Raw genomic sequence first — 13,301 nt, 5'->3', positions numbered from 1 at the left:
CAGAGGTGCGCTCCCTTCCTCTGCGCCCCGCCCTCCATGGCGGGGCTTCTTTTTTCCCGCCCCTGGCACAACCCTTGCTGCCCACCTGATACCTACGATCCAACGGCGGATCGTCCCCGACAATGGCGTCGCGCCCACCTTTCCTCGATGGGGAGGTGGCGCGACGCCTTTTGCGTTCAGAGGTGCAGATGATCGACAACAGCAGCGGCCGCCTGGACAACCTGGCCTGGGTGGCCGGCTCCGATGCCCCGGAGAAGACCGCGCTCAACCTGGGCTTCATGGCCCTCACCGACTCCGCCTCGCTGGTGGTGGCCGCAACCCAGGGATTCGGCCAGCCCTACGGGCTGACGCTGAACCTGCAACGCCAGAGCTCCTGGTCAGGACTGCGTGACCGCCTCCTCAGCGGCGAACTGGATGCCGCGCAGGGCCTCTATGGCCTCATCTACGGCATGCAACTCGGTCTGGGTGGAGCGCAGGCCACCGACATGGCCGTGCTCATGGGGCTGTGCCAGAACGGCCAGTCGATCAATCTCTCCACCCCCTTGATGCGCGATGGCGTGACCTCCGCTGAAGCACTCCAGCAGCATGTGCGCCAGAACGGTGCGCAATTGACCCTCGCCCACACCTTCCCAACCGGCACCCACGCCATGTGGCTGTACTACTGGCTGGCCAGCCATGGCATCCATCCCCTTCAGGATGTGCGCAGCCTGGTGGTGCCGCCGGCGCAGATGGTCGAGCACCTGAAAGCCGGCCGCATCGATGGCTTCTGCGCTGGCGGCCCCTGGGGCGCGCTGGCGGTGGACGAAGGCATGGGCTTCACCCTCGCGACCAGCCAGCAGATCTGGCCGGACCACCCGGAAAAGGTTCTGGGCACCACCCGCGCCTTCGTCGAGCAATACCCCAACACCGCCCGCGCGCTGATCATGAGCATTCTCGATGCCAGTCGCTTCATCGAAGCCAGCGAAGACAACCTGCGCAGCGTCGCCCAGTTGATCAGCGGCGAGGAATACATCGACGCCCCGCTCGCCAGCATCGAGCCGCGCCTGCTCGGCCGCTACCAGGACGGCCTGGGCCACGCCTGGCAGGACGCGCACCCACTGCGCTTCTTCAATGGCGGCCAGGCGACCTTCCCCTGGCTCTCTGACGGACTGTGGTTCATGACCCAGTTCCGCCGCTGGGGCCTGCTGCGTGAGGACGTCGACTACCTCGGCATCGCCCGCCAGGTCCAACGACTCGACCTGTATCGCGACGCCGCCAGCGCCGTGGGCATCAGCGTGCCGCATGCCGAAATGCGCAGCTCGACCCTTATCGATGGCCGCCCCTGGGATGGCAGCGATCCGGCCGGCTATGCCCGCAGCTTCGACCTCAATGCACTGGCGGAGCGAGGTTGAGCATGCTGCGCATCCTGCTGATCAACGACACCCCGAAAAAGGTCGGGCGCCTCAAGGCAGCCCTGGTGGAATGCGGCTTCGAGGTCATCGATGAATCTGGCCTGACCGTCGACCTGGCGCAGCGCGTGGAAACCCTACGCCCGGACGTGATCCTCATCGACACGGAATCCCCCGGCCGCGACGTGATGGAACAGGTGGTGCTGGTCAGCCGCGACCAGCCGCGCCCCATCGTCATGTTCACTGACGAGCACGACCCGCAGGTGATGCGCCACGCCATCCGTTCCGGGGTCAGCGCCTACATCGTCGAAGGCATCCAGGCCGAGCGATTGCAGCCGATCCTCGACGTCGCCATGGCTCGCTTCGAGAGCGACCAGGCATTGCGCGCCCAATTGCAGGCCCGCGAGCAGCAGTTGGCCGAGCGCAAGCGTATCGAGCTGGCCAAGGGGCTGCTGATGAAGATGAAGGGCTGCGCCGAGGAAGAGGCCTACACCCTGATGCGCCGCCAGGCCATGGGGCGCCAACAGAAGCTTTCGCAGGTTGCGGAGCAGATCATCGCGATGCACGAGATGCTGGGGCACTGAGAACCGCCGGCCATCTGCCAGCGGCGGCATGGCGCGATCATTTCGCCAGCCGCCAGGCTGGCCCCCGACGCGCGCACCAGCCCCTATGCTGCGGGCGCCCGGCAGGTTCCGGGCATCCGACGTGCCCATCGACCGGAGTCGATCGGGCATCGCAGTGGCCGCCGCCGGCTAGGCACCCCGGCGTCCACCCGACCACGCCGCGCAAGCGGCCCAGCCAGGGCAATTCCATGATCGACCTCACCACCTGGAACCTCAGCGTCCCCACCGACCCGACACCGACCGAAGTCACCACCCAGCAGATCGCCAGGGGCTACGAAAGCCGCTTCTTCCGCCGCGAAGGCGCCAACGTGGTGTTCTGGGTGCCCGTCACCGGATCGCACACCTCCGACAGCGTGTTCCCCCGCAGCGAACTGCGCGAAACCACGACAGATGGCGAAGTTTCCAACTGGTACTACAACCAGGGCGACAACGAACTGCGGGTCACCATGAGCGTCCAGCAGGTCCCCTCGAAGAACAAGATCATCATCGGCCAGATCCACAGCCGCTCGCCCTATACCGGCGATGGAGAGCCCCTGGTCAAGCTGCAGTACCACTACATCCCCGAGCAGCAGAGCGGGCGCCTGGAGGCCCTGGTGCGCAATCATCCCGACGACAGCGCCAGCCTCAACGTGCTGCTGCTGGACAACGTCGCGCTGGACCAGCGCTTCAATTACAGCCTGCGCGTCACCTCGGTGGGCAACCTGGGCATCCGCGTGGAAAGCTCCGACGGCCGGGCCAACTACTACCGCAAGATACTCAGCACGACCTGGTCCAAGCAGTTGCTCTACTTCAAGGCCGGCGCCTACATCAGCGACAACTACGGCAACGATAAAGAAGGCGCCAAGGTCACCGTCTACCATCTGAACATCGCTCATCGCTAAGCGCTCATTCAGTGGCCTGATAGGGCGCGCAGCGGGCGCACGGCGCGTAAAATACGCGCCACGCCCGTTTATCCCAGAGACCGTCCATGGCCCGCCTGAAACTCGAATTCCCCGAAGAACTCTTCATCTACAGCACCAAGCTCACCGTCCGCGTCACCGACATCAACGGCGCCAACCACCTGGGCAACGACTCGATGATCTCGATGATTTCCGAGGCCCGCGCACGCTTCCTGTTCGACTATGGCATCCGCGAGACCGGCATCATCGTCACCGACCTCGCTACCACCTACCGCGCCGAGGCCCACGCCCGCGACCAGTTGCTGTTCGAGGTCGGCGTGATGGACTTCAATAAGTACGGCGGCGACATCATCTTCCGCATTACCCGCCCGGCCGACGGCACCCTGGTGGCCATGGCCAAGTCCGGATTCGTGTTCTTCGACTACAAGGCCGGCAAGGTCGTGGAGATACCGACGGCATTCCGCGACACCTTCCCCAACGTCAACTGGATCGCCTGAGCGGCAAGCGAAGCGGCGGCGCGCTATACCTCTGGAGTCGTACCCATCAGCCTTCAGAGGAGATTCCAGCATGCCGTCCTTCCTTCGGGTGGGCGCGCTGTCCGGTTGTCTGTGCCTACCCTTCCACTCCCTGTTTTCACTCGCCCTGGCGGCGGAAACCGACCCGGTCCAGCGCGGCCGCTATCTGGTCCAGGTCGCCGGCTGCAACGACTGCCACACCGCCGGCTACATCCTCGCTCCGGACAAGGTGCCCGAGAGCACCTGGCTCACCGGCGACCAGCTCGGCTGGAGCGGTCCCTGGGGTACCACCTATGCCAGCAACCTGCGCCTGGCCATGCAGGCCTATGACGAGGAGCAATGGCTGGCGATAGCCAGACAAGCCAACTTCCGCCCGCCGATGCCGTCCCACGCGCTGCGCATCATGGATGAAGCGGACCTTCGCGGAATCTATCGCTACGTCCGCCACCTGGGGGCTGCCGGGGACAGGGCCCCCGATTACGTACCACCCGGCGGAACTCCCAAGGGGCCGGTCGTGCTCTTTCCGTCCCCGCCGACGCCCTGAACCGCCCTATCGGGGAGCACGCCATAGGCGCATACGCCCCGATGTGGCACTGCGGGCAACCCGAAGAATCCGTTAACTCATTGGCCTATCGAGGTTTTCCGTTGTTGGCCCGCGCCTTGCTCTGCACAAGGCGATGGTAATCAACGGCGATTACCCGACTTCGACAAAGGCGTCGCATCCACACCCGCACAGTGCGGTGGGTGGAGCGACGCCTTTTTCGTTTGCCCCGGCGCAGGGGCCCTGCGGGACCTTTCTCGAGCCCGGCAGCCGCCATGAGCGTGGCTGACCGGTGTCCTCAACCGTTGCTGATGAGGTGTTCGATGAACACGAGTTTCTGGAAAGCCGGCCATGCGCCGACCCTGTTCGCCGCCTTCCTATATTTCGACCTGAGCTTCATGGTCTGGTACGTCCTCGGCCCACTGGCGGTGCAGATCGCCACCGACCTGCAACTGACTACGCAACAGCGTGCGCTGATGGTCGCCACGCCGATCCTCTCCGGCGCCGTCCTGCGCTTCCTGATGGGCCTGCTGGCGGATCGCTGGTCACCCAAGGCCGCAGGCATCCTCGGCCAGGTAATCGTCATCTGCGCGCTGTTCGGCGCCTGGCAGCTGGGCATCCACAGCCTGGAGCAGGCGATGATCCTCGGCGTGCTGCTGGGCATGGCCGGCGCCTCGTTCGCCGTGGCGCTGCCGCTGGCCTCGCAGTGGTATCCGCCGCAGCACCAGGGCAAGGCCATGGGCATCGCCGGCGCGGGCAACTCCGGCACCGTGCTGACCGCGCTGTTCGCCCCGGCCATCGCTGCCGCCTTCGGCTGGCAGAACGTCTTCGGCTTCGCGCTGATCCCGCTGCTGGCGACCCTGATGGTGTTCGCCCTGCTCGCCCGCAACGCCCCGGAGCGGCCGCCGGCCAAGTCCCTGGCGGATTACCTGAAGGCCCTGGGCGACCGTGACAGCTGGTGGTTCATGTTCTTCTACAGCGTGACCTTCGGCGGCTTCCTTGGCCTGGCCAGCACCCTGCCCGGCTACTTCCACGACCAGTACGGCCTCGACCCGGTGACGGCCGGCTACTACACCGCCGCCTGCGTCTTCGCCGGCAGCCTGATGCGCCCACTGGGCGGCGCCCTGGCCGACCGCATCGGCGGCATCCGCAGCCTGCTGGTGATGTACACCGTCGCCGCGATCTGCATCGCCGCCGTGGGTTTCCACCTGCCCAGCGCAGTGGCCGCCCTGAGTCTCTTCGTGGTCGCCATGCTCAGCCTCGGTGCGGGCAACGGAGCGGTATTCCAGCTGGTGCCGCAGCGCTTCCGCCAGACCATCGGCGTGATGACCGGCCTGATCGGCATGGCCGGCGGCATCGGCGGCTTCTGCCTGACGGCGGGCCTTGGGGCGATTAAGCAGGCGACCGGCGACTACCAGATCGGCCTCTGGCTGTTCGCCAGCCTCGGCGTACTGGCCTGGTTCGGTCTGCACGCGGTGAAGGCGCGCTGGCGTACTACCTGGGGCAGTGCGGCCGTTACCGCGGCGCGGGTGTAGGCCATGCCTTTTGCGGCAACACAGGCTTTTTGCAGGGATAACAGTCTTCTCCCGGGCCAATCCGTGCCTGTGCCTCCCCCCTCACCCCAACCCTCTCCCTCAGGGAGAGGGGGCTGTCCGTGCCGGCTGACGCTGAGATTTCATCTCGTACCGAACGATCCCCTCTCCCTCTGGGAGAGGGTTAGGGTGAGGGCCGCCCCGAGCACCAATCCATCCCGCAGAAGCAGGCCATGAACCTGACCCTCAGCTTCGCCCAAGCCAGCGCCACCGGCCCGCGCGACGAGAACCAGGACGCCCTGCGAGTGGTCACCCCGCCCGCCGGACTGGCCACCAGCAAGGGCCACCTGTTCGCCATCGCCGATGGCGTCAGCCACTGCGCCGATGGCGGCCTGGCCGCGCGCCTGACCCTTCAGGCGCTGGCCGCAGACTACTACGCCACCCCCGAGACCTGGGCCGTTGCCCAGGCCCTCGACCGCCTGCTGATCTCGCAGAACCGCTGGCTGCTGGCCAACGGCGGGGGCCAGCCCCTGCTCACCACCCTCACCGCGCTGGTCCTGCGGGGCCGGCGCTTCACCCTCGCCCATGTCGGCGACTGCCGCCTGTACCGCTGGCACGCAGGCGTTCTGGATTGCCTGACCCAGGACCACGTCTGGGAGCAACCCGGCATGCAGCACGTGCTCAAGCGCGCGCTGGGACTCGACCAGCACCTGGTGGTGGACTACTGCGACGGTGAACTGGAGGCCGGGCAGAGCTTCCTGCTGGTCAGCGACGGCATCTGGGCTGCCTTGGGCGACAGCGCCATCCAGCGCCTGCTGGAGGACGCGCAGAGCCTGCAAGCCTGCGCCGACGCCCTGGTCAGCGCCGCCCACCTGGCCGGCAGCCAGGACAACGCCAGCGCCCTGTTGCTGCAGGTGGAAGAGCTACCACCCACGAGCCTCGGCGACGCCCTCGCCCAGCTCGACCACTGGCCCGCACCACCGGCGCTACGGGACAATCAGGAATTCGAGGGCTGGCAGGTCGTGGGCAAGCTGGCCCAGTCCCGCCAGTCGCTGATCTACCACGTGCGCGATCGGCAGAATCGCCCCTGGCTGCTCAAGACCCTGCCGCCAGCGCTGCGCGACTCTCCGGAAGCCACCCAGGCGCTGCTGCTGGAGGAATGGTTCCTGCGCCGCGTGCAGGGCCGCTATTTCCCCGAGCTGCACAGCCTGCCGCAGCGCCAGCACCTCTACTACGTGATGCGTGAGTATCCGGGGCAAACGCTGGACGAGCAGCTGAACCTCAACGGCCCGCTGAACCTGCCCGACTGGCTGGACATCGCCCAGCGCCTGCTGCGCGGCCTGGGCCAGTTGCACAGGCGCAATATCCTGCACCGCGACATCAAGCCGGAAAACCTGCACTGGGCCGACGACGGCGAGCTGCGCCTGCTGGACTTCGGCCTGGCTTACTGCCCCGGACTGTCGCAGGAAGACCCGCACGACCTGCCCGGCACCCCGAGCTACCTGGCGCCGGAATCCTTCCAGGGCGCACCGCCGGATGCCCGCCAGGACCTCTACGCCGCCGGTGTCACGCTGTATCGTCTGCTCTGCGGTCATTATCCCTATGGCGAGATCGAAGCCTTCCAGCATCCGCGCTTCGGCACGCCCGCACCGGCCAGCCGCTACCGCCCGGACGTATCTGCCTGGCTCGACGACTGGCTGGCAAAGCTGATCGCCGCCCAGCCGCAACAGCGCTTCGAAACCGCCGAGGAATGCCTGCTCGCCCTGGAGCAAGGCGAACGGCAGGCGCCGGCACGCCCGCGCCCCCTGCTGGAGCGCGAGCCGCTGAGGGTCTGGCGCGGCGTCGCCCTCGCCTCCCTGGCGATCAACCTGGGGCTGCTGCTCTGGTTGTTGCACCAGGGCTGAGGGCGCACCAGTTCGGCCCAGAACGCATCACCGCAGTGCAGCAAGAACGACGATTCGCCGGGCGATCTACCTGAAAGCCCCGAAAACCGGGGAGCGAGCAAGTTGGCACAGCCCCTGCAATAACCGCTTCAACAATCTACAAAAGCGCGTCCCTCAACGAAGAGGCTCGCACTTCCCGATCGAACGGGACTTGGACAAAGGCGTCCTCGCTGGGTAACCGGCGGGACGCCTTTTTTGTTTTCCGTGTTTCAGCTTTGCGTGACGGAGCCCTGACATGAAAAAGCTCAAGCTCGTACTAATCGGCAACGGCATGGCCGGCGTGCGCACCCTCGAAGAACTACTGAAGATCGCGCCCGACCTCTACGACATCACCGTGTTCGGCGCCGAGCCCCACCCCAACTACAACCGCATCCTGCTCTCCCCCGTGCTGGCCGGCGAACAGGCCTTCGAGGACATCGTCCTCAACGACCTCAACTGGTACAGCGAGAACGGCATCCGCCTGCTGCTCAACCGCAAGGTCACCCGCATCGACCGCCATCGCCGCAAGGTCTACGCCGAAGACGGCACCGAAGCCGAATACGACCGCCTGCTGATCGCCACCGGCTCCAACCCCTTCATCCTGCCGGTGCCGGGCAGCCGCCTGCAGGGCGTGATCGGCTACCGCGATATCGCCGACACCCAGACCATGATCGACACCGCCGGCACGCACAGCCACGCCGTGGTCATCGGCGGCGGCCTGCTCGGTCTGGAAGCGGCCAACGGCCTCAAGCAGCGCGGCATGGACGTCACCGTGGTGCATCTCTCCGACTGGCTGCTGGAGCGCCAGCTGGACCGCACCGCCGGCAAGCTGCTGCAAGAAGCGCTGGAATCGCGCGGCATCCACTTCCGCCTCAACACCCACACCGAGGAACTGATCGACGACGGCAGCGCCCGCGTCTGCGCCATCCGCTTCAAGGACGGCGAAGTGATCGCCGCCGACCTGGTGGTGATGGCCGCCGGCATCCGCCCCAACACCGAACTCGCAGAAAAGACCGGCCTGCCCTGCAACCGCGGCATCCTGGTCAACGACACCCTGCAGACCTACGACCCACGCATCTACGCCCTGGGCGAATGCGCCAGCCACCGCGGCATCGCCTACGGCCTGGTGGCGCCACTGTTCGAACAGGCAAAGGTCTGCGCCAACCACCTGGCCATGCTCGGCTTCGCCCGTTACCAGGGCTCGGTGACCTCCACCAAGCTCAAGGTCACCGGCATCGACCTGTTCTCCGCCGGCCAGTTCATGGGCGGCGAAGGCACCGAGACCATCACCCTCTCCGACCCGATCGGCGGCGTGTACAAGAAGCTGGTGATCAAGGACGACGTGCTGGTCGGCGCCTGCCTGTACGGAGATACCGCCGACGGCGGCTGGTATTTCCGCCAGATCCGCGAGAACCACAACGTCGCCGAGATCCGCGACCACCTGATGTTCGGTGAAAGCAGCATTGGTGACGTCGGCCACCAAGGCCAGAACAGTGCGGCGAGCATGTCCGACAGCGCCGAAGTCTGCGGCTGCAACGGCGTGTGCAAGGGCTCCATCGTCAAGGCGATCCAGGAGAACGGCCTGTTCAGCGTCGACGAGGTGAAGAAGCACACCAAGGCCGCCAGCTCCTGCGGCTCCTGCGCGGGGCTGGTGGAGCAGATCCTGATCAGCACCGTGGGCGGCGCGGCGGATGTGAAGCCCAAGAGCGAGAAGGCCATCTGCGGCTGCAGCGACCTCAACCACGGCCAGGTGCGCCAGGCCATCCGCGAGCATCACCTGGTCACCCTGGGCAGCGCCATGCGCTTCATGGACTGGCGCACTCCGGATGGCTGCGCCACCTGCCGTCCAGCGCTGAATTACTACCTGATTTCTACGTGGCCGGGCGAAGCGAAGGACGACCCACAATCGCGCCTGATCAACGAGCGCGCCCACGCCAACATCCAGAAAGACGGCACCTATTCAGTCGTTCCGCGCATGTGGGGCGGCGTCACCAACGCCGCCGAGCTGCGCCGAATAGCCGATGTCGCCGACAAGTACCAGGTGCCCATGGTCAAGGTCACCGGCGGCCAGCGCATCGACCTGCTGGGCGTGAAGAAGGACGATCTCCCGGCCATCTGGAAGGAACTGGACATGCCCTCCGGCCACGCCTACGGCAAGTCCATCCGCACCGTGAAGACCTGCGTGGGCAGCGAGTTCTGCCGCTTCGGCACGCAGAACTCGACCCAGTTGGGCATCGATCTCGAGCACGACCTGTTCAACATGTGGTCGCCGCACAAGGTCAAGCTCGCAGTCTCCGGCTGCCCGCGCAACTGCGCCGAGGCCGGCATCAAGGACATCGGCATCATCGGCGTGGACTCCGGCTGGGAGCTGTATATCGGCGGCAACGGCGGGATCAAGACCGAGGTGGCGGAGTTCTTCGTCAAGCTCAAGACCGCCGACGAAGTCCGCGAGTACAGCGGCGCCTTCCTCCAGCTCTACCGCGAGGAAGCCTTCTACCTCGAACGCACCGTGCACTACCTGCAACGGGTCGGCATGGAGCGCATCAGGAAGGCCGTGCTGGAAGACGCGGAAAACCGCCAGGCGCTCAATGCGCGGCTGCAATTCTCCCTGTCACTGGAACAGGACCCATGGCAGGAGCGTATCGCCCAGCAGCCGCTGAAGAAGGAATTCGAACGGATTCCCCTCAAGCAACTGGAACCCGCCTGAGTTCCCGCCGGGCCCCGCCATCGGGGCCCTTACTACCCGATTGCCGGAGACACCCCATGAACTGGTTCGACATCTGCGCCCTGGACGACATCAACCCGCTGGGCTCGCGCGTCATCGCCGGCCCCAAGGGCGACATCGCGATCTTCCGCACCTCTGACGACGAGGTCTTCGCCCTCGATGACCGCTGCCCGCACAAGGGCGGCCCGCTGTCCCAGGGTCTTATCTACGGCAAGCGCGTGGCCTGCCCGCTGCACAACTGGCAGATCGAGCTAGAGAGCGGCGACGCCGTGGCCCCCGACCAGGGCTGCGCCCATCGCCACGCGGTGAAGGTCGAGGACGGCCGCGTGCTGCTGGCCCTGCGCGGCGACCTGGCCCACTGCGCCTGAACTCCATTGCGCCTGAATGAGAAATGCGAGGCCGCGCCATGACTCCGCACCGTCGCACCACCGCCTCCACCTGCTGCTACTGCGGCGTCGGTTGCGGCGTACTGATCGAGCACGATGACGAGCACATCCTGGGCGTGCAGGGCGACCCACAGCATCCAGCCAACTTCGGCCGCCTGTGCAGCAAGGGCTCGACCCTGCACCTCACCGGCGATGCGGATGCCCGCGCGCACTTCCCGGAACTGCGCCTGGGCAAGGGTCTGTCGCGCGCCCGCACCGACTGGGATACCGCGCTGGAACATGCCGCCGGCGTCTTCGCCGAAACCATCCGCGAGCACGGGCCGGACAGCGTGGCCTTCTATGTCTCCGGCCAGTTGCTGACCGAGGACTACTACGCCTTCAACAAGCTGGCCCGCGCGCTGGTCGGCACCAACAACATCGACAGCAACTCACGCCTGTGCATGTCCTCGGCGGTGGTCGGCTACAAGCGCAGCCTGGGCGCCGATTCCCCGCCCTGCAGCTACGAGGACATCGAACTGGCCGACTGCGTGGTGATCGCCGGCAGCAACATGGCCTACGCCCATCCGGTGCTGTTCCGCCGCCTGGAAGAGGCCCGCGCGCGGCGTCCGGAGATGAAGCTGATCGTCATCGACCCGCGCGTCACCGACACCGCCGAGCAGGCCGACCTGCACCTGGCGATCCTTCCGGGCACCGACGTCGCGCTGTTCCACGGCATCCTGCACATCCTGCTCTGGGAAGGCTGGATCGACCTCGCCTTTATCGACGCCCACACCGAAGGCCTGGATGAGCTGAAAGCCCTGGTGCGCGACTACGGCCCGCTGGCCATGGCGGAAATCTGCGGTATCAGCGCCGACGACCTGCAACGCGCCGCCCAGTGGATCGGCCAGGCGCCGTCCTTCCTCTCGCTCTGGTGCATGGGCCTCAACCAGTCCACCGCCGGCAGCGCGAAGAACAGCGCGCTGATCAACTTGCACCTGGCCACCGGGCAGATCGGCCGCCCCGGCGCTGGCCCCTTCTCCCTCACCGGCCAGCCCAACGCCATGGGCGGCCGCGAGACCGGCAGCCTGTCCAACCTACTGCCCGGCCACCGCGAAGCCGCGAATGCCGGGCACCGCGCGGAAGTCGCCACTTACTGGGGAGTCGAAAAGCTCCCGGAAAATCCCGGCCTGAGCGCCATCGAACTCTTCGATGCGGTCCGTGACGGCCGCATCAAGGCCCTGTGGATCGCCTGTACCAACCCGGCACAATCGCTGCCGGACCAGACCCGTGTGCGCGAAGCCCTCACCGCCTGCCCCTTCGTCATCGTCCAGGAAGCCTTCACCACCAGCGAGACCTGCCAGTACGCCGACCTGCTACTGCCCGCCGCCAGCTGGGGCGAGAAGGAAGGCACGGTGACCAACTCCGAACGACGCATCAGCCATGTACGCCCGGCCATTCGCGCCATCGGTGAGGCCCGAGCGGACTGGAGCATCGTCTGCGACTTCGCCCGCCGCCTGGAGCAGCGCCTGCGCCCCGGCGAGCCCAGCCTGTTCGACTTCGGCTCGCCGTCCGCGCTGTTCGACGAATACAAGCTGCTGACCCGTGAGCGCGACCTGGACCTCTCCGGCATCGACTACGCGCTGCTGGACACCCGCGGCCCGCAGCAATGGCCCTTCCGCTCCGGCGCAGCCCGGGGCACCGAGCGCCTGTATGGCGACGGGCAATTTCCCACCGCCAATGGCCGCGCCCGACTGATCGCCGAGCCCTACCGCGCACCGAAGGAGAAGCGCGATGCGCGCTATCCACTGATCCTCAACACAGGCCGCCTGCGCGATCACTGGCATGGCATGACCCGCACCGGTACAGCGCCGCAACTGTTCGGCCACGTCGAAGAAGCCGTCCTTAGCCTGCACCCGGATGAACTACGCCGTCGGCGCATCAGAGACGGCCAACTGGTGCGCCTGCACAGTCGGCGTGGCGAACTGGTGCTGCCAGTGCAAGCGGACGACCGCCTGCGCCCCGGCCAGGCCTTCCTGCCGATGCACTGGGGCGATCGCTACCTCAAGGGGCTGGGCATCAATATACTCACCCTGCCCGCGGTTGACCCTCTGTCCCGCCAGCCGGAACTGAAACACGCCACCGTGGAAGTCAGCCGCGTCGAGCTGCCCTGGCAGTTCTTCGCCCTGGTGGAAGGCGAGGTACAGAAGCGTTTCGATGCCCTGCGCCCGCTATTCGAAGACTTGCGCTACGCCAGCTTCAGCCCGACCGGCCGCGAGCGACCGGCACTGGTGATCCGCGCTGCGCACGTTGAGGCGCCCAGCGCGGAGTGGCTGGCCCGCATCGATGCTCTGCTCGGCCTGTCTGATGGCCCGGTCATGGCCTACGACGACCCGCGCCGCACCGTCGGCAAACGCGTGCGTATCGAACAATCACGAATTGTCTCGCTGCGCCTGGCCGGCGAAACCGCCGCCCGCGGCTGGCTGCGCGAACTGTGGAAGGAAGGCCGCGCCGACCAGGAACTGCGCCGCTGGCTGCTCGCCCCGCTCAGCGCCGCCCCTGGCAAGTCCGGCGGCGCGATGGACAAGACCCTGTGCAATTGTCTGAACGTCAGCCAGAGCCGTATCCAGGCCGGCATCGACAAAGGCCTGGACCTGGAGGGCCTGAAATGCGAACTCAAGTGCGGGACCGCCTGCGGCTCCTGCGTACCGGAAATCAAGCGCCTGCTGGCCCGGAAGCCGTTGGCCGCCACCGCCTGAACCAAGCCGCGAAGACGGTAGCCTGAGGAGAACGA

At 66.6% G+C, this 13,301-nt stretch carries 10 protein-coding genes; all 10 read left to right on the top strand.

Going from position 1 to position 13,301, the window contains the following annotated elements; genetic code table 11:
- The first annotated feature begins 188 nt into the window (after positions 1 to 188).
- Entirely contained in the window at positions 189 to 1,391 is a 1,203-nt protein-coding gene (locus JVX91_RS15715; RefSeq protein ID WP_205335130.1) for a CmpA/NrtA family ABC transporter substrate-binding protein, read from the top strand.
- Between the two features lie 2 nt (positions 1,392 to 1,393).
- Positions 1,394 to 1,972 (top strand): ANTAR domain-containing response regulator, encoded by a 579-nt coding sequence (locus JVX91_RS15710; protein WP_205335129.1) that lies wholly within the window; start codon positions 1,394 to 1,396, stop codon positions 1,970 to 1,972.
- Positions 1,973 to 2,199: 227 nt separating this feature from the next.
- The gene (locus tag JVX91_RS15705; protein WP_205335128.1) at positions 2,200 to 2,892 is read left to right on the top strand and encodes a polysaccharide lyase family 7 protein; all 693 of its coding nucleotides are present in this window, start codon (positions 2,200 to 2,202) and stop codon (positions 2,890 to 2,892) included.
- Between the two features lie 86 nt (positions 2,893 to 2,978).
- The gene (locus JVX91_RS15700) at positions 2,979 to 3,407 is read left to right on the top strand and encodes a thioesterase family protein (protein WP_205335127.1); all 429 of its coding nucleotides are present in this window, start codon (positions 2,979 to 2,981) and stop codon (positions 3,405 to 3,407) included.
- A gap of 70 nt (positions 3,408 to 3,477) precedes the next feature.
- A complete protein-coding gene (locus tag JVX91_RS15695) occupies positions 3,478 to 3,969 on the top strand; it encodes a cytochrome C (protein WP_205335126.1) in 492 nt (163 codons plus the stop codon).
- 320 nt (positions 3,970 to 4,289) lie between these two features.
- Complete coding sequence (locus JVX91_RS15690; protein ID WP_205335125.1) at positions 4,290 to 5,501, top strand: nitrate/nitrite transporter; 1,212 nt, start codon at positions 4,290 to 4,292, stop codon at positions 5,499 to 5,501.
- 230 nt (positions 5,502 to 5,731) lie between these two features.
- Positions 5,732 to 7,402: a bifunctional protein-serine/threonine kinase/phosphatase gene (locus tag JVX91_RS15685; protein WP_205335124.1), complete on the top strand. Its 1,671-nt coding sequence runs from the start codon at positions 5,732 to 5,734 to the stop codon at positions 7,400 to 7,402.
- Between the two features lie 274 nt (positions 7,403 to 7,676).
- Positions 7,677 to 10,127 carry a nitrite reductase large subunit NirB gene (gene nirB, locus JVX91_RS15680; RefSeq protein ID WP_205335123.1) on the top strand — a complete coding sequence of 817 codons (2,451 nt, stop codon included), beginning with the start codon at positions 7,677 to 7,679 and terminating at the stop codon, positions 10,125 to 10,127.
- Positions 10,128 to 10,183: 56 nt separating this feature from the next.
- Positions 10,184 to 10,513 carry a nitrite reductase small subunit NirD gene (gene nirD, locus JVX91_RS15675; RefSeq protein WP_205335122.1) on the top strand — a complete coding sequence of 110 codons (330 nt, stop codon included), beginning with the start codon at positions 10,184 to 10,186 and terminating at the stop codon, positions 10,511 to 10,513.
- Between the two features lie 38 nt (positions 10,514 to 10,551).
- A complete protein-coding gene (locus tag JVX91_RS15670; RefSeq protein ID WP_205335121.1) occupies positions 10,552 to 13,266 on the top strand; it encodes a nitrate reductase in 2,715 nt (904 codons plus the stop codon).
- The last annotated feature ends 35 nt before the right edge of the window (positions 13,267 to 13,301 follow it).

Origin of the sequence: Pseudomonas sp. PDNC002, from assembly GCF_016919445.1 — a bacterium.
Lineage (GTDB): Bacteria > Pseudomonadota > Gammaproteobacteria > Pseudomonadales > Pseudomonadaceae > Pseudomonas.
Note: the sequence above shows the minus strand (reverse complement) of the source record. Positions and strands in the feature narration are given on the sequence as shown.

Excerpts from the sequence above, each read along its gene's own strand:
- JVX91_RS15715 (WP_205335130.1), top strand. The coding sequence starts at position 189 with ATGATCGACAACAGCAGCGGCCGCCTGGACAACCTGGCCTGGGTGGCC.
- JVX91_RS15710 (WP_205335129.1), top strand. The coding sequence starts at position 1,394 with ATGCTGCGCATCCTGCTGATCAACGACACCCCGAAAAAGGTCGGGCGC.
- JVX91_RS15705 (WP_205335128.1), top strand. The coding sequence starts at position 2,200 with ATGATCGACCTCACCACCTGGAACCTCAGCGTCCCCACCGACCCGACA.
- JVX91_RS15700 (WP_205335127.1), top strand. The coding sequence starts at position 2,979 with ATGGCCCGCCTGAAACTCGAATTCCCCGAAGAACTCTTCATCTACAGC.
- JVX91_RS15695 (WP_205335126.1), top strand. The coding sequence starts at position 3,478 with ATGCCGTCCTTCCTTCGGGTGGGCGCGCTGTCCGGTTGTCTGTGCCTA.
- JVX91_RS15690 (WP_205335125.1), top strand. The coding sequence starts at position 4,290 with ATGAACACGAGTTTCTGGAAAGCCGGCCATGCGCCGACCCTGTTCGCC.
- JVX91_RS15685 (WP_205335124.1), top strand. The coding sequence starts at position 5,732 with ATGAACCTGACCCTCAGCTTCGCCCAAGCCAGCGCCACCGGCCCGCGC.
- nirB (WP_205335123.1), top strand. The coding sequence starts at position 7,677 with ATGAAAAAGCTCAAGCTCGTACTAATCGGCAACGGCATGGCCGGCGTG.
- nirD (WP_205335122.1), top strand. The coding sequence starts at position 10,184 with ATGAACTGGTTCGACATCTGCGCCCTGGACGACATCAACCCGCTGGGC.
- JVX91_RS15670 (WP_205335121.1), top strand. The coding sequence starts at position 10,552 with ATGACTCCGCACCGTCGCACCACCGCCTCCACCTGCTGCTACTGCGGC.